We start from the raw sequence: 14,539 nt of genomic DNA on the forward strand, positions 1-14,539 counted from the left end.
TACCCCTATTCAGCCGGCGCTCATCCGTCCGCGCATGGAGGTGCTCGTCTACGGCGCCGGCGCGCTCGGGAGCCTCGTGGGCGGGCTGCTGGCGCGCGAACACGACGTGACGCTCGTCGGGCGCGACCCGCACATGCGGACGATCCGCGAGGACGGGCTCCGGATCGACGGCGAGGTCGACGTCCGCGTCGCGCCGCGCGCGCTCACCGACGGGACGCACCGCGCGGCCGACCTCGCGCTCGTCACGACGAAGGCGTACGACACCGACGCGGCCGCGAGAGCGCTCGCGACCGGCGAGTACGACGCGGTCTGCTCGCTCCAGAACGGCCTCACGGAGGAGCGGCTGGTCGCCGCGCTGGACGCGACGGTCCTCGCGGGCACCGCGAGCTACGGTGCCCGGTTCGCGGAGCCGGGACGGATCACGTGTACCGGCGCCGGCGAGGTCGTCGTCGGGGCGCTCTCCGGCGGCGCGAGCCCCGCCGCCGAGCGGGTCGGCGCCGCCTTCGCGGCGGCGGGCATCGAGACCGTCGTCGCCGACGACATACCGGCGCGCCGCTTCGAGAAGCTCGCCGTCAACGCCGGTATCAACGGCCCCTCGGCCCTTTCTCGGACCGAGAACGGACCGACCCTCGACGGGCCCGCGGGCGGAGTCGCCCGCGAGGCGGCACGCGAGACGGCCCGCGTCGCCCGAGCGGCCGGGGTCGACCTCGACGACGACCGCGCGGTCGACGCGGTCGAGCGCGTCGCCGCCGACACCGCAGCGAACCGGTCGTCGATGTACGAGGACGTCGCGAACGGGCGCCGCACCGAGGTCGACGCCGTCTACGGCGCGGTCGTCGACCGGGCGGACCGGCGCGGCGTCTCGGCGCCGACCTGTCGGACGCTCGCGTCGCTGCTCCGCGGCTGGGAGACGGAGCGCGGGCTCCGGTAGCCGCGGACGCGCTTCGGACGGTTGCTAAAAGACGGGCGGCGTTCGGGGTCGCTGCGCGCTCAACACCACTCCTCGAGGATGGTCGCGTCGGTCTCGTCGACCGACACCCACGCGTCCTCCCGCGAGACGTCCGCGATGACGAGCTCCGGCCGCGACGACGAGGAGTCGATGGACGCCATCACGTCCGGCGCGTCGGCGGCGTCGAGCGCCGGGTCCGTCGGCAGCGCCGTCCGACCGCGGTCGGGGTCCGGGTCGTCCCAAGGAGTGGAACTCCGTGACATGGTTGTGAATAGTTCACAGTACGTATAAGAGTTCCGAACCGGCCCGGTGTCGGCCGTCGGATCGGAGATTCCGGCGACTGCCCGCCGACGTATATCCCGAAAAACCGCCTCTCGGGCGACGATGTGCCCGAACGTGTCGATTTTCTCACCGGCTTTCGGGCTTTGGTGGGACGCCGGCGGACGGGACTGATCGCCGCGCGCCGTCGTCGCGGCTCGGTGATCCGCCTCCGCACACCTTCGCAGTATACAAGAGGTGGCACGCTGAAAGGCGGGCATGAACGTCGCAGACGCCATGACGCCCCGGTCGGAGCTCGTCGTCGTCGAGATCCCCGGGAGCCGCAACGACGTGTTGGAGTACATCCAAGAACACGGGTTCTCGTCGGTCCCGGTCGTGAAAGACGTCGACGGCGAGGAGGTGTACCGCGGGCTCGTCACGCGCGACGACCTGATCGATCAGCCGGACGAGGACCAGCTGGCGCTGCTGATGCGCGAGGTCCCGACCGTGGGGGCCGACGACGACCTCGTCGACGCCGCGCGGACCATGGCCGCCGAGGAGTCGCGGCGGCTCCCCGTGGTCGACGGCGACGAGCTCGTCGGCATCCTCACCGTCACCGACGTGGTGCGGGCGATCGCCCGCGGCGAGGTCGACGGCGAGACCCGCGTGGGCGAGCTCGCGACCCGCTCGGTCAACGCGACCCACGCCGGGACGCCGCTGCCGGTCGCGGAGCGGGAGATCGGGCTCTCCGGCGTCCCGTACGCGGTCGTCCTCGACGACGAGGCCGCGGTCGCGGGGATGCTCACCGAGGTCGACATCCTCGAGGTCGCCCGCGTCGTCGAGGGCGAGGCGAGCACCGGCGACTCGATCGCCGAGGAGGACTCGGAGTGGTCCTGGGAGGGGATCAAGGCGACCGGCGCCCGCTACCTCCCGACCCGGAACGTCGAGATTCCCGCCGAGGCCGTCCGCCACTTCATGACCGCGGACCTCATCACCGTCAACGCCACGCGGACGGCCAAGGAGGTCGCCCAAGAGCTCATCAGCAACGACATCGAGCAGGTGCCGCTCGTCTCGGGCACGGAGATCGAAGGGATCGTCCGGGACGTGGACCTGCTGGAGGGGCTGTAGATGGCCGCGGACGCGCTCGCCGAACTCGCGAAGCGCCGCGGGTTCTTCTTCGGCTCGAACGGCGCGTACGGCGGCACGGCCGGCTTCTACACGTTCGGCCCGCAGGGCGCTGCCCTGAAGCGAAACGTCGAGGACGCGTGGCGCGACCGGTTCACGATCCGCGAGGGGAACCGCGAGATCGAGGCGCCGACGGTGATGCCCGAGGCCGTCTTCGAGGCCTCCGGCCACTTGGAGGGGTTCGACGACATGCTCGTCGAGTGCCCCGAGTGCGGCGAGTCCCACCGCGCCGACCACCTCGTCGAGGACGCAACCGACATCGAGGACGCCGAGGCGCTCCCCGGCGAGGAGGTCGCTGAGCTGATCGCCGACAACGGGATCGCCTGCCCGGCCTGCGGCACCGAACTCGCCGGCCAGCCGGTCGAGGCGTTCAACCTCATGTTCGCGACCGACATCGGCCCCGGCGACGCACAGCCGGGCTACCTCCGCCCGGAGACCGCGCAGGGGATCTTCGTCGAGTTCCCGCGGCTGAAGGAGTACGCCCGCGGGAACCTCCCGTTCGGGATCACCCAGATCGGGCCCGCCTACCGTAACGAGATCTCGCCCCGCGGCGGGCTCCTCCGGCTCCGCGAGTTCACGCAGGCCGAGTTGGAGCAGTTCATCGATCCCGAGGAAGACGAGCCGCCGCTCGACCGCGTTCGCGATGTCGAGGTCCGACTGTACCCCGCGACGGAGCAGGAGGCCGACGACGGCGAGTACCTCGACACGACCGTCGGCGAGGCGGTCGACGAGGGCGTCATCGGCTCCCCGTGGGTCGGCTACTACCTCGGCGTCGCCCAGGAGTGGTACGAGCGCGTCGGCGTCGACCTCGACCGGTTCCGCTTCCGCCAGCACCTCGCGGGCGAGCGCGCCCACTACGCCGCCGACTGCTGGGACGCCGAGAGCGAGGTCGACGGCGACTGGATCGAGATCGCCGGCTTCGCCTACCGCGGCGACTACGACCTCTCGAAGCACGACGCTCACGGCGACGACTCGTTCACCGTGTTCAAGCGCTACGACGAGCCGAAGACCGTCGAGCGCGCGACCGTCGACCCCGACATGTCCGTCCTCGGCCCCGAGTTCGGCGGCGACGCCGCCGCGGTCGCCGAGGCGCTGGAGACGCTCGCCGAGCGCGACCCCGACGCCTTCGACGGCGAGACGGTCGCGGTCGACGTGGACGGCGAGACGCGCGAGGTCGACGCCGACGTCGCGAACTTCTCGGTCGAGGCGGTGACCGAGAGCGGCGAACACATCACCCCCCACGTCGTCGAGCCGTCGTTCGGCGTCGGGCGGACCGTCCAGACGCTGCTCGCGCACGCCTACGAGACCGACGAGGTCGACGGCGAGGAGCGCACCTACCTCTCGCTCGACCCCGAGGTCGCGCCGCAAGACGCGGCCGTCTTCCCGCTCGTGACGAACGACGACCGGCTCACCGCGCTCGCCGACGAGGTGGCGGGCGACTTGCGGGCCGCCGGGCTCGCGGTCGCGTACGACGACTCCGGCTCGATCGGCCGACGCTACCGCCGGCAGGACGAGGTCGGCACCCCGTTCTGCGTCACGGTCGACCGCGACGGCATCGAGGGCGACGGGGCCGACACCGTCACGCTCCGCGAGCGCGACTCCGCGGCGCAGGTCCGGATCCCGGTCGCGGACCTCGCGGACGAGCTGACCGCGCTGCGCGAGGGCGAGCCGTTCGCGTCGGTCGCCGACCGCTACGACGCGGTCGCCACCGACGTCGAGACCGAGGGGAACTGAGGGCGTGACGCTCCCGGCCGCCGAGTGGCGCGAGCGCGTGGAGTTCGAGCGGCGGCTGGTCCACGCGAGCGGCACCCTCTACCCGGTGCCGTACCTCTTGGGCTGGATCTCTTGGGAGGCGACCGGGCGGCTGATGCTTCTCGCCGTCGCGGTCGCGGCCCTCCTCGAGGCGCTCCGGCTCACCGACTCCGTGGGCCCGCTCGACCCGCTGTACGCCGCGCTCGTCCGCGACTACGAGGCCGACGGGGTCGCGGGCTACGCGCTGTACCAGGTCGGCATGGCGGTCGCCGCGCTCCTCTTCGCGCCGGTGTTCGCCGTGCCCGCGATGTGGATGCTCTCCGTCGGCGACCCGATAAGCGGCGGCCTCGGCGAGAACGCCGCCACGGAGCCGAAGCGGCTCTCCGTGGTGGCGGCGATGGTGTTCGTCTGCTTCGGGATCGCGGTCCCGTACGCGATCCCCGAGTTCGGCCCCGACCCCGGCGTGATCGTCGCGCTCGCGGGGGCGATTCCGGCGGCGATCGCCGACGGACTCCCACCGCTCATCTGCGGCGTCGCCGTCGACGACAACCTCACCATCCCGCCCGCCGGGGCCGGCGGGATGTTCCTCGCGGCGGCGCTGATCGCGTAGGGAACGGTAGCGCCGCCGCTCGCCGAAAAGGACTGAGAGAAGCGCCGAGGCGGAGATTTGAACTCCGGTGTCCGAATGGACAGTAGATTTCGAATCTACCGCCTTGGCCAGGCTAGGCTACCTCGGCTCGGTTCCACGTTGACCGGTTCCGCTGTTATGCGTTTCGATCGCGCCCGCGGCGCGGTCCCCGGATCTCTCTCCCACCGCAGTCCGGTATCTCAGTCCGACCGCCCCCCGTCTCCGAGCCGCCGGCCGACCGCGGCGCCGCCGACTCCGGCAACGCTTTTCGGCCCGGCCCCCGTGCGGTCGGTATGGACGTCCCCGAAGCGGCCGGCGCCTGCGGCCGCGTCGTCGACGAGGTCGGCGGCGCGGTCGTCGCCGACCGCGAGTTCCTCGACCGCGTCACGCTCGGCATCCTCGCCCGCGGCCACGTCCTCTTGGAGGACGTGCCCGGCACCGGCAAGACCCTCTCGGCACGCTCGTTCGCGACCGCGCTCGGCCTGGAGTTCTCGCGGATCCAGTTCACGCCGGACCTCCTGCCCGCCGATGTCACCGGCACCAACGTGTTCGACGAGCGCGACGGCTCCTTCTCGTTCTCTCCGGGGCCGATCTTCGCGAACGTCGTCCTCGCCGACGAGATCAACCGCGCGCCGCCGAAGACGCAGGCGGCGCTGCTTGAGGCGATGGAGGAGGGACAGGTGACCGTCGACGGCGAGACCCACGACCTGCCCAGTCCCTTCTACGTCATCGCGACGCAGAACCCCGTCGAGAGCGAGGGCGCGTTCCCGCTGCCGGAGGCCCAGCTCGACCGGTTCACGATCAAGACCTCGATCGGCTACCCCGACGAGGACGGGGAGCTGGAGCTGCTGCGTCGCCGCGCCGGCCGCGTCGAGCAGTCGCCGACGGTCGACCGCGTCCTCGACCCCGACGCCGTGGCGGCGCTGCGTGAGGTGCCGGAGTCCGTCCGCGTCGACGACGACCTGCTGCGCTACGCGGCGTCGCTCGCGCGGGCGACCCGCGAGGACCGCCGCGTCGAGGCGGGCGTCTCCCCCCGCGGCACCCAGCGCCTCTTCGAGACCGCGCGGGCCGCGGCGGTGATCGCCGGCCGGGAGTTCGTCACGCCGGACGACGTGAAGCGCGTCGCGGAGCCGGCGCTCGCGCACCGGCTCGTGTTGACGCCGGACGCGGCGGTCAACGACGTGGACGAGCGCGACGTGATCGCCGACGTCCTCGACCGCGTCGCGGTGCCGACGGTCGAGGCCGCCGAGGCGTAGGCGCCGCGGAGACCGCTCTTCTCGGCGCTACTCAGCGCTCTCGTCCCGCTCCTCCCGCCTACTCCTCTTCTCGCTCGGCCAGCAGCTCGGTCGCCGTGAGCAGCGACTCCAGTTCGATGTCGTGGTCCGCGAGCAACTCTTCAGCGCCCTCCTCGCGGTCGACGACGACCAGCACGCGGTCGACGGTCGCGCCCGCCTCGCGGAGCGCCTCCACGGCGTCGACCGCGGACTGGCCCGTGGTGGCGATGTCCTCGATGACGACGACCTCCTCGCCCTCGTCGAGCCGGCCCTCGATGCGGTTGCCCGTCCCATACTCCTTCGCCTGTTTGCGCGCGATGACGTACGGGCGGCCCAGCTCCGCGGCCGTGACGGCCACGAGCGGCACCGCGCCCAGCGCGACGCCCGCCAGCTTCGCGTCCGTCTCGGCGAGCCGGTCGGCGAACGCCTCGGCGACGAGCGTCAGCGCGTCCGGGTCGGTCTCGAAGAGGTACTTGTCGACGTAGTAATCGCTCGTCCCGCCGTGCGACAGCTCGAACTCGCCGAATCGGACGGCGTCGGCCGCGGTGAGCGCCGCGATCAGCTCGCGTCGTCGGTCCTCGTCTGTCATACGCGGAGGAGGGCCGCGGCCGACAATAAACGGGTCGGAACGCGGAAGCGGTTACCGCTCCGCCTCCCCGGCGCCCTCCGACTCGTCCCGCTCCGCCTCGCCGTCGAGGTCGACGTTCGCGGCGCCGTCGCCGCTCGGTCTGGACTCGCTGCCGTCGCCGAGATCCACGTCGTCGCGCAGTCTGACGACGACGCGATCCGGATCGGCGGCCGCATCCGAGTCGCCGTCCGCGCCCCGATCGCCGTCGCTCGCTCGGCGGACCCGCCTCTCCTCGGGAAGTTCTCCCCACTCGGCGTCAACCGCGGTTCCGACGTGAAGCGTCGGTTCAACGGTCATCCGTAACGAGAGGGTTCCGCTGTGGTCGTCCGCGACGAGGGTGGTCCGCGGCGGTCATTCCCGTTGCGGCCCCCCGTCTCGCGCACTCGGCCGGGCACTCGACGGGGTCCGGTCGCACCGTCCGGAGCGGTGCTTCCACAGTTCATCGGTTCGCTCATCCCGACAAGTACGGACGGGTCCCTGATAATCGTTGCTTCCGAACTCTCGGAAGCAAGATTTTGACTCGCACGCGCTTTCGGCGGCGATCGTCCCGACACGATTTAGGCGGCCCGCTCACAACGGGCCGGTAATGAGTACGCAGGCCGCGACGGCGGACCGGACAGTCGTGATCGGGCTGGAGGTCCACGTCCAGCTCGAGACCGACACGAAGATCTTCTGCGGCTGCTCGACGGAGCCCGCCGAGGACGAGGCGCCGAACACGCGCACCTGCCCGACCTGCCTCGGGCTGCCGGGCGCGCTCCCGGTCCTCAACGAGGGCGCCGTCGAGGCCGCCGTGAAGATCGGGAAGGCGATCGACGCCGACATCCCCGAGACCACCACGTTCCACCGGAAGAACTACTACTACCCCGACCTCCCGAAGAACTTCCAGCTCACCCAGTACGACGCGCCGATCTGCGCCGACGGCGAGCTGGAGGTCCGCGTCGACGGCGACCCGCGGACCATCGGGATCACCCGCGCGCACCTCGAAGAGGACCCCGGAAGCCTCCAGCACGCCGGCGGCTCCATCGAGTCCGCGACCCACACGCTGGTGAACTACAACCGCGCGGGCACCCCCCTCATGGAGATCGTCACGGAGCCGGACTTCCGCTCGCCGGCCGAGACGCGCGCGTTCCTCGCGAAGCTGGAGGAGGTCTTGGAGTACCTCGGCGTCTTCGACCCCGGCCGCGACGGGAGCCTGCGCGTCGACGCCAACGTCTCCCTCGTCCCCGCCGAACACGTCGCCGACGACGGGACGATCGACGGCGACGCGCTCGACGAGGTGAGCCGCGCGGAGGTGAAGAACATCTCCAGCCACAAGGGCGCCGAGCAGGCGCTCGCGTACGAGGTCACCAGACAGGAGAACGTCCTCCGGCGCGGCCGCGAGATCGAACAGGAGACCCGCCACTGGGACGAGGACCGCGGCGTCACCGTCGGGATGCGCTCGAAGGAGGCCGAGAAGGACTACCGCTACTTCCGGGAGGGGGACCTCCCCGCGCTGGAGGTCTCGGACTGGAAGGAACAGATCGCGATCCCGGAGCTGCCCGACGCCCGCCGGGAGCGCTTCCGCGAGGAGTACGGACTCGACCGCGAGGCCGCCTCGAAGCTCACCTCCACGAAGGCCGTCGCGGACTTCTTCGAGGACGTGGCGGGCGAGTTCGACCCCGACCTCGCCGCGACGTGGGTCGCCGACAACCTGCTCGGCGAGCTCAACTACCGCGAGATGGCGATCACCGACGTCGAGGACCGCCTCGACGAGTTCACGCACCTGGTCGAGCTCGTCGCCGCAGACGAACTGACCGTCAAGAACGCCGAGGAGACCGTCTTGCGCGAGATGCTCGACGAGGGCGACGACCCCGAGACGGTCATCGAGCGCGAGGGGCTCGGGAAAGCCGAGAGCGGCGAGGTCGAGGCCGCGGTCGAAGCCGCTATCGACGAGAATCCCGACGCCGTGAGCGACTACCACGACGGCGACGAGGGCGCGATCAACTTCCTCGTCGGGCAGGTGATGCAGGCGACCGGCGGCAGCGCCGACCCCGGACAGGTGAACGGGCTGCTGCGCGAGGAGCTGGACGGCTGAGCCGCGACCGACGCGCCCGCTTTTCCCGCGAACATGGCTATCGTCGAAACCGTCGTCGTCGGCCACGTCGTCGCCCTGCTCCTCCTGTTCGCATGGGCGATCCACGGCCGCGGGAAGGTCGGGCTGATCGCCGGCTACGACGGCGGTCTCCCGCCCGAGCGCGAGGCGGATCTCGCCCGCGACGCGGCGGTAGTCCTCGTCGTCGCCGCGGCCGCGACGAGTCTCATCGTCGTCGACGCGTGGACGGGTGCGGTCCCCCGGCCCGACGTGGCGGTGACGCTCGCGATCGCCGGCGCGGCCGGATGGTTCCTCTGGAAGTGGAACGGCAGCGAGGACCGCCCGGCCGGGTAAGCCGTCACGCGCTCCGCCCCGCCGAAACCGTGCGATTGACGCCCCCGGGCCCGCTACGGCGCACATGGACGTGACCGTCGAGGTCGTCGGCGAGGGGACCGACGAGTACTCCCTCGACGACGACGCGACGTACGACGACCTGATCCGCGCCGCGGGCTACCACCCGCAGGAGGCGTCGGCGCTCGTCGACGGCTCGCCGGTCCCGGGCGACCGCGCCGTCGACGCCGATGCGGTCCGTGTCCTCCGACTGATCAAGGGCGGCGCGACTGACCCCGGCGCGTGACTGGAGAGCGCGACGCGGGCGATTCGCTGGACGCGCTCGATCCACGCGACCTCCCTGACCCGCCCGCGGACGTGACCGTCGAGCCCGCGACGCCCGACGACCGGCTCGACGTGCTCCGAATGCTCGACGCCGCGATGCTGGAGACCGACGCGGCGATCGTCGACGACCGGATCGCGGCCGCGGACGTTCTCGTCGCGCGCTCGACGCGGACCGGCGGGGTCGTCGGCGCGCTGGTCGCGGTGCGGCCCGACCGCGATCGAATTCACGTCGACGCCGTCGCCGTTCGCCGGGCGCGTCGCGGCCGCGGAATCGGCTCCGCGCTCGTCGCCGCGGTGATCGAACGAGGGTCGTCGGACTCGGCCGTCGACGCGGTCACCGCGACGTTCGATACCGACTTAGAGCATTTCTATTCTGGTCTCGGGTTCGCGATTCGGCCGGGAAGCGAGATCGACGACGTCTCGGATGAGACACCGGACCGGCTCCGTGGGCTGGTGTCGGTGAACGACCGCGAGTAATCGTGAACCGGCCGCAAGCGGCGCGTCCGACTCGCGGCTGGCTGAAACTTTTTAGTATGGTATGTGTACACATGTCTCTCACGATGATGCCCGCAACGTCCGGCTCGCTCGACCCCGGTGGTATCGACGTCGAGGCGGTGGACTCGATCGACGGCCCCCGACTCCGACCGACCGCGTCCGCCGGTGACCGACCGGCCGTCGACGATCCCCCTGCCCCCCGACCAACGCGTCCGAATCGACGCCCTCACAACCGAGTGCGAGCTGCTCGCGGCCGAACGTGACCTGCTCGACGAGCGAGTCTAGGCGCTCACGGCCGAGGTGGCGTTGCTCGAAGCCGAGGTCGAGGCGCTCGAAGCGGAGGTGGCGTCGAAGGAGCGGCAGCGCCAGCAGGTGATCGACAACTACGAGTCGATCGTCTCGGCTCGGCGCTCGCCTGACTCCCCGTCCGAAACGGACTCCTCGCAGTCGACGGCGAGCGACGGCTGGCGGCCGTTCGCAGCGGTCGCGTCCCGAATCGGTCGGTTGACCGCGTGGCTGCGACGCGGCCGCGGATAGCCGGTCGTCGCCGACGGTCCGGCGAGTCGGACTGCGGGGATCCGTCCGGCCCCGCATTCGACGTTCATTTCCCGGTCGCCCTCCTCGTGACGGGTATGAGCGATATTTCGCCCTCGGTTTCGGCGGTTCCGTCCCCTCCCGCGGTGATCGAGACATGAGCGGAAAAGACGACTACTACAACCGATCCAAACAACAGGGGTACCGCGCCCGGTCCGCCTACAAGCTGAAACAGCTCGACGAGGAGGCGGACCTCCTCGCCCCCGGCGACACCGTGGTCGACCTCGGGGCCGCGCCCGGCGGGTGGCTCCAGGTCGCCGCGGAGGAAGTCGGTGAGGGCGGGACCGTCGTCGGCGTCGACCTCCAGCGCATCGAGGCCCTCGACGACCACGACGTCGAGACGATCCGCGGCGACATGACCGAGGAACGCACCCGCCACTACCTGCGCGAGGCGGTCGGCGAGCGCGGCGCCGACGTCGTCGCGAGCGACATGGCGCCGAACATGACCGGCGAGTACTCCCTCGACCACGCCCGCTCGGTCCACCTCGCGCGGCAGGCGCTCGACACCGCCGACGAACTGCTCGCGACCGGCGGCGACTTCGTCGTGAAGGTGTTCCAGGGCGAGGACCTCGACGCCTTCCGCGACGACGTGAGCGAGTCGTTCCAGTACGTCCGGACCGTCTCGCCGCCCGCCTCGCGGGACGCCTCCTCGGAGGTGTACCTCGTCGCGAAGGGGTACACCACGTCGCCGGTCGCCGAGGGCGACCGCGTCGAGGTGACGATAGAGGAGGAGGGCGACGAGGGGGACGGCATCGCCTACGTCGACGGCTACACCCTGTTCGTCGACGCCGACGTCGGGGAGACGCTCGCGGTCGAGGTCACCGACGTCAAGCCGCGCTTCGGCTTCGCGGAGCCCGTCGACGGCGCGGAGCCGTCGGCCTGAGCCGGCGCGGTCGGCCGGTCCCTCACGCCCGCGAGTTCGCCCCCGCTCGCGCGGTCGCTATCAGGCGGAATAATCTGACTCTCGATCTTATATATCCCCGCGGGCGAGTGGCGACAAATGAACAGTGACGACGCACGCTCCGGACCCGATCGCGGTGCCGTCGACGGCGACCGCTCGATGGCGACGACCGACTCGGACGCGACCACCGACGGCGGGGTCGCGTCCGGCGAGACGACGGCTCCCGGGTCGGGTGCCGGCGACGAGATTCCGGTCTCGGCGTTCCGTGACGCCGCGGAACGACTCGCAGAGGGCGACCTCGGGGCGCGGTTCCCGGCCGAGGACGCGGACGGCGAGGCGGCGGCGCTCGCGGCGACTCTCAACGAGTTCGTCGAGGACGTGAGCGAGACGGTGTCTGCCGTCGACGGCTTCGGCGACGAGGTCGCGGGCGCGACCGAACACGTCCGGTCGAACGTCGACCGGGCGAAGGCGCAGAGCGACGAGGTGTACGCCGCGGTCGACGACATCGAGGCGGCCGCGACCCGCCAGCGCGACGACATCGCGGCCGCGACGAGCGAACTCCAAACCGTCTCGGCCGCCACCGAGGAAGTCGCCGCCTCCGCGGACGAGGTGGCCGAGACCGCGGCCGGCGTCGCCGAGCGAACCGACGAGGGGACCGACGCCGCGACCGCCGCCATCGAGGAACTCCGCGTCGTCGACGAGCGGACGGAGGAAGCCCTCGACCGGGTCGAGACGCTTGAATCGGAGGTCGCGGCGATCGAGGACGTCACCGACCTGATCCAGGACATCGCCGACGAGACGAACATCCTCGCGCTCAACGCCTCGATCGAGGCCGCCCGCGCCGGCGAGGCCGGGGCCGGCTTCGAGGNNNCCAGCGAGATCGAGTCGTCGATCCGGTCGGTGCGCGCGGAGACGGACGCGACCGTCGCGGAGATGAGCGAGATGCGCGAGCGCGCCGACGAGGGGATAACCACCGCCGAGGAGGCGCTGGAGGCGTTCACCGACCTCGCGGCCGACGTCGAGGAGACGACGAGCGGCGTCGAGGAGATCCGCGACGCCACCGACGACCAGGCGGCCTCGATCGAGGCGGTGGTCGACGCGGTCGAGTCGGTCGGCGACCTCGCCGAGGAGACGGCCGCGGACGCGGGCGACGCCACCGCGGTCGCGCACGCGCAGAAGACCTCGCTGGCGGAGGTGGCCGCCGGCGCGTCGACGCTCGCCGACCGGACCGGGACCTTAGACGACGCGCTCGACGCCTACGACGCGGACGGCGCCGCGGCCGACGACGCGGTCGTCCTCGACTTCTGGCACGCGTTCAGCGGGCGCAAGGCGCGGCTCCTCGACGAGTTCGCGGCCGAGTTCGCCGCCGAGACCGACGGGGTCGCGGTCCGGCCCTCTTCGAAGGGGAGCTACCGCGGCGTGTTCGAGGCGACGCTCGCGGCGGCGGACCGTGGCGATCCGCCCGCGATCGCGCACCTCTACGAGATCGGTACCCAGCGCGCCCTCGACAGCGGGGCGTTCACGCCGGTCGAGCGCCTCCTCGGCGCGGGCGCGTCCGATGCCACCGGCAGCGTCGGGGCGCCCGACGCCGCGGGCGACCCGGCCGCCGGCTTCTCGCCCGACGACCTGCTCGACCCCGTGGCCAACTACTACCGGACCGACGGGGTCCTCCACTCGATGCCGTTCAACGCGTCGACGCCGGTGTTGTACTACGACCGCGCGGCGTTCGAGCGCGCCGGGTTGGACCCCGACGACCCGCCGGAGACGTTCGACGAGGTCCGGCGCTGCGCCGAGCGGCTCGTCGAGAGCGGCGCGACGGAGACGGGAATCACGTTCGCGACGTACTCGTGGTTCGTCGAGCAGTGGTTCGCCGAGGCCGGCGAGCCTCTCGTCGACGCCGACAACGGGCGGGGCGGCACGCCGACCGAGAGCGGGTTCGACGGGCCGGTCGGCGAGCGGGTCTACCGCTGGATCGCGGACATGGCGGCCGACGGCCTCTACCACGACCCCGGTATCGAGGCCCGCGGACAGGCCCGCGAGGCGTTTCACGAGGGGCGCGCCGGGATGCTGATCGGCTCCACCTCCTCGATGGTCGACGTCCGGGAGGGCGCCGCGTTCCCGGTCGGCGTCGGCTACTTCCCGGTCGCCGGCGAGCGGCACGGCGTCGTCGTCGGCGGCGGGTCGCTGTGGGTCGCGGGCGGTGCGTCGCCGGCCAAGCAGCGCGTCGCCGCGGCGTTTCTCGGCTGGCTCGCGGCGCCGGAGCGACAGGCGCGCTGGCACCGCGACACCGGCTACTTCCCGGTCCACGAGGGCGCGGTCGACCGGCTCGACCGCGACGGGTGGTTCGACGAGAACCCCGGCTACCGCACCGCGATAAACCAGCTGCTCGACGCCGAGGACGCGGTCGCCACGACCGGCGCCCGGATCGGCCCGTTCGACACGGTCCGGACGCTCGTCGCCGAGGCGTCCGTCGACGCCCGCGAACACGGGGTCGAGTCCGCGGTCGAACGGCTCGCGGACAGCACCGCCCTCCAGCTCGAACGGTACGCCGACGAGCGCGCCGACCGGTCGTAGACGTCGCCGCCGACACCGGAGCCGGAGAGAAATTCGGGCGCCGGTCGGCTCCTCGGCCGCTCAGCGCGCCCGCCGGACCCACTCGCGCAGCGTGAACCGGTCGTACGCCGTCTCTTTCGCGACCTCCCACTCGTCTTCGTCCCATTCCGGATAGTACGTGTCGCCCTCGTAGCCCCCGTCGACGTGGCTGAGGGCCATCCCGTCGAGGTGCGGCTGGAACCTGTCTCTTATACACATCTCTGATGGCGCNCCCGCTCAGAGATGTGTATAAGAGACAGGGCCGCATCGATCGCCTCGTCGACGCCGGAGACGACGGTCGCCGTCGGCACGTCGACGGCGTCGACGCTCCGGCTCACGACGATCTGCCGGCTCCCGGGGAGGTCGCCGCGCATCGAGTCGAAGGTGCGACGGCCGAGGATCACCGGCGACCCCGCGACGCGCTCGCGGTACTGCCTGACGTCCGCCTCGATGTGGGGCCACGGCACCTCCCCGTCTCTCCCGATCACGCGGTTCTCCGCCACGGCGGCGACGCTGACGAGTCTCACGGGTCCGATA

The 14,539-nt window shown here is 71.8% G+C and carries 15 protein-coding genes, 1 tRNA gene and 1 pseudogene; 12 read left to right on the plus strand and 5 right to left on the minus strand.

What is annotated here, in order from left to right:
• Positions 1-34 precede the first annotated feature (34 nt).
• Positions 35-931 carry a ketopantoate reductase family protein gene (locus tag C463_RS08830; RefSeq protein ID WP_008442863.1) on the plus strand — a complete coding sequence of 299 codons (897 nt, stop codon included), beginning with the start codon at positions 35-37 and terminating at the stop codon, positions 929-931.
• A 59-nt stretch (positions 932-990) separates the two neighbouring features.
• On the opposite strand, the gene C463_RS08835 is transcribed toward C463_RS08830, so the two are convergent.
• Entirely contained in the window at positions 991-1,212 is a 222-nt protein-coding gene (locus C463_RS08835) for a DUF7556 family protein (protein WP_008442864.1), read from the minus strand.
• Between the two features lie 274 nt (positions 1,213-1,486).
• On the opposite strand from C463_RS08835, the gene C463_RS08840 reads away from it, so the two are divergent.
• Genes C463_RS08840 through C463_RS08850 form a run of 3 tightly spaced genes read left to right on the plus strand, consistent with a single transcriptional unit; the run spans position 1,487 to position 4,754 of the window.
• A complete protein-coding gene (locus tag C463_RS08840; protein ID WP_008442865.1) occupies positions 1,487-2,335 on the plus strand; it encodes a CBS domain-containing protein in 849 nt (282 codons plus the stop codon).
• Positions 2,336-4,126, plus strand: coding sequence for a glycine--tRNA ligase (gene glyS, locus C463_RS08845; protein ID WP_008442866.1), 1,791 nt, complete (start codon positions 2,336-2,338; stop codon positions 4,124-4,126).
• 4 nt (positions 4,127-4,130) lie between these two features.
• Complete coding sequence (locus C463_RS08850) at positions 4,131-4,754, plus strand: hypothetical protein (protein WP_008442867.1); 624 nt, start codon at positions 4,131-4,133, stop codon at positions 4,752-4,754.
• Positions 4,755-4,796: 42 nt separating this feature from the next.
• Here C463_RS08850 and C463_RS08855 read toward each other — a convergent pair.
• Positions 4,797-4,881, minus strand: a tRNA-Ser gene (locus tag C463_RS08855).
• Between the two features lie 184 nt (positions 4,882-5,065).
• Here C463_RS08855 and C463_RS08860 point away from each other — a divergent pair.
• The gene (locus tag C463_RS08860; protein ID WP_008442868.1) at positions 5,066-6,028 is read left to right on the plus strand and encodes an AAA family ATPase; all 963 of its coding nucleotides are present in this window, start codon (positions 5,066-5,068) and stop codon (positions 6,026-6,028) included.
• Between the two features lie 58 nt (positions 6,029-6,086).
• Here C463_RS08860 and pyrE read toward each other — a convergent pair whose 3' ends face one another.
• Entirely contained in the window at positions 6,087-6,635 is a 549-nt protein-coding gene (gene pyrE / locus C463_RS08865; RefSeq protein ID WP_008442869.1) for an orotate phosphoribosyltransferase, read from the minus strand.
• A 51-nt stretch (positions 6,636-6,686) separates the two neighbouring features.
• The gene (locus C463_RS08870) at positions 6,687-6,971 is read right to left on the minus strand and encodes a hypothetical protein (RefSeq protein WP_008442870.1); all 285 of its coding nucleotides are present in this window, start codon (positions 6,969-6,971) and stop codon (positions 6,687-6,689) included.
• Between the two features lie 289 nt (positions 6,972-7,260).
• Here C463_RS08870 and gatB point away from each other — a divergent pair, with 289 nt between their 5' ends.
• The 7 genes from gatB to C463_RS08905 all read left to right on the plus strand — a co-directional run bounded on the left by gatB (position 7,261) and on the right by C463_RS08905 (position 13,984).
• On the plus strand, positions 7,261-8,748 hold the full coding sequence (gene gatB, locus C463_RS08875; protein WP_008442871.1) for an Asp-tRNA(Asn)/Glu-tRNA(Gln) amidotransferase subunit GatB: 1,488 nt from the start codon (positions 7,261-7,263) through the stop codon (positions 8,746-8,748).
• A gap of 33 nt (positions 8,749-8,781) precedes the next feature.
• Positions 8,782-9,099 (plus strand): hypothetical protein, encoded by a 318-nt coding sequence (locus C463_RS08880; RefSeq protein WP_008442872.1) that lies wholly within the window; start codon positions 8,782-8,784, stop codon positions 9,097-9,099.
• A 64-nt stretch (positions 9,100-9,163) separates the two neighbouring features.
• Positions 9,164-9,382: a ubiquitin-like small modifier protein SAMP2 gene (samp2, locus tag C463_RS08885; protein ID WP_008442873.1), complete on the plus strand. Its 219-nt coding sequence runs from the start codon at positions 9,164-9,166 to the stop codon at positions 9,380-9,382.
• Positions 9,379-9,897 (plus strand): GNAT family N-acetyltransferase, encoded by a 519-nt coding sequence (locus tag C463_RS08890; RefSeq protein WP_008442874.1) that lies wholly within the window; start codon positions 9,379-9,381, stop codon positions 9,895-9,897. The genes samp2 and C463_RS08890 overlap by 4 nt, the downstream gene beginning before the upstream one ends.
• 324 nt (positions 9,898-10,221) lie before the next feature.
• Positions 10,222-10,452 (plus strand): hypothetical protein, encoded by a 231-nt coding sequence (locus C463_RS19640; protein WP_239638873.1) that lies wholly within the window; start codon positions 10,222-10,224, stop codon positions 10,450-10,452.
• Between the two features lie 154 nt (positions 10,453-10,606).
• The gene (locus C463_RS08900) at positions 10,607-11,392 is read left to right on the plus strand and encodes a 23S rRNA (uridine(2552)-2'-O)-methyltransferase (protein ID WP_008442876.1); all 786 of its coding nucleotides are present in this window, start codon (positions 10,607-10,609) and stop codon (positions 11,390-11,392) included.
• Positions 11,393-11,509: 117 nt separating this feature from the next.
• Positions 11,510-13,984 carry an extracellular solute-binding protein gene (locus tag C463_RS08905; RefSeq protein ID WP_008442877.1) on the plus strand — a complete coding sequence of 825 codons (2,475 nt, stop codon included), beginning with the start codon at positions 11,510-11,512 and terminating at the stop codon, positions 13,982-13,984.
• A gap of 60 nt (positions 13,985-14,044) precedes the next feature.
• Here the strand turns inward: C463_RS08905 and C463_RS08910 are convergent.
• Positions 14,045-14,529: pseudogene (locus C463_RS08910) on the minus strand (dihydrofolate reductase).
• Positions 14,530-14,539: the final 10 nt, after the last annotated feature.

It is taken from the genome of Halorubrum californiense DSM 19288, assembly GCF_000336875.1.
Lineage (GTDB): Archaea > Halobacteriota > Halobacteria > Halobacteriales > Haloferacaceae > Halorubrum > Halorubrum californiense.

What these genes read in the sequence shown, in the direction of transcription:
- C463_RS08900 (WP_008442876.1), top strand. Translation starts at nt 10,607, where the DNA reads ATGAGCGGAAAAGACGACTACTACAACCGATCCAAACAACAGGGGTAC.
- C463_RS08860 (WP_008442868.1), top strand. Translation starts at nt 5,066, where the DNA reads ATGGACGTCCCCGAAGCGGCCGGCGCCTGCGGCCGCGTCGTCGACGAG.
- C463_RS08880 (WP_008442872.1), top strand. Translation starts at nt 8,782, where the DNA reads ATGGCTATCGTCGAAACCGTCGTCGTCGGCCACGTCGTCGCCCTGCTC.
- C463_RS08835 (WP_008442864.1), bottom strand. Translation starts at nt 1,212, where the DNA reads ATGTCACGGAGTTCCACTCCTTGGGACGACCCGGACCCCGACCGCGGT.
- C463_RS08830 (WP_008442863.1), top strand. Translation starts at nt 35, where the DNA reads ATGGAGGTGCTCGTCTACGGCGCCGGCGCGCTCGGGAGCCTCGTGGGC.
- glyS (WP_008442866.1), top strand. Translation starts at nt 2,336, where the DNA reads ATGGCCGCGGACGCGCTCGCCGAACTCGCGAAGCGCCGCGGGTTCTTC.
- gatB (WP_008442871.1), top strand. Translation starts at nt 7,261, where the DNA reads ATGAGTACGCAGGCCGCGACGGCGGACCGGACAGTCGTGATCGGGCTG.
- C463_RS08840 (WP_008442865.1), top strand. Translation starts at nt 1,487, where the DNA reads ATGAACGTCGCAGACGCCATGACGCCCCGGTCGGAGCTCGTCGTCGTC.
- C463_RS08870 (WP_008442870.1), bottom strand. Translation starts at nt 6,971, where the DNA reads ATGACCGTTGAACCGACGCTTCACGTCGGAACCGCGGTTGACGCCGAG.
- pyrE (WP_008442869.1), bottom strand. Translation starts at nt 6,635, where the DNA reads ATGACAGACGAGGACCGACGACGCGAGCTGATCGCGGCGCTCACCGCG.
- samp2 (WP_008442873.1), top strand. Translation starts at nt 9,164, where the DNA reads ATGGACGTGACCGTCGAGGTCGTCGGCGAGGGGACCGACGAGTACTCC.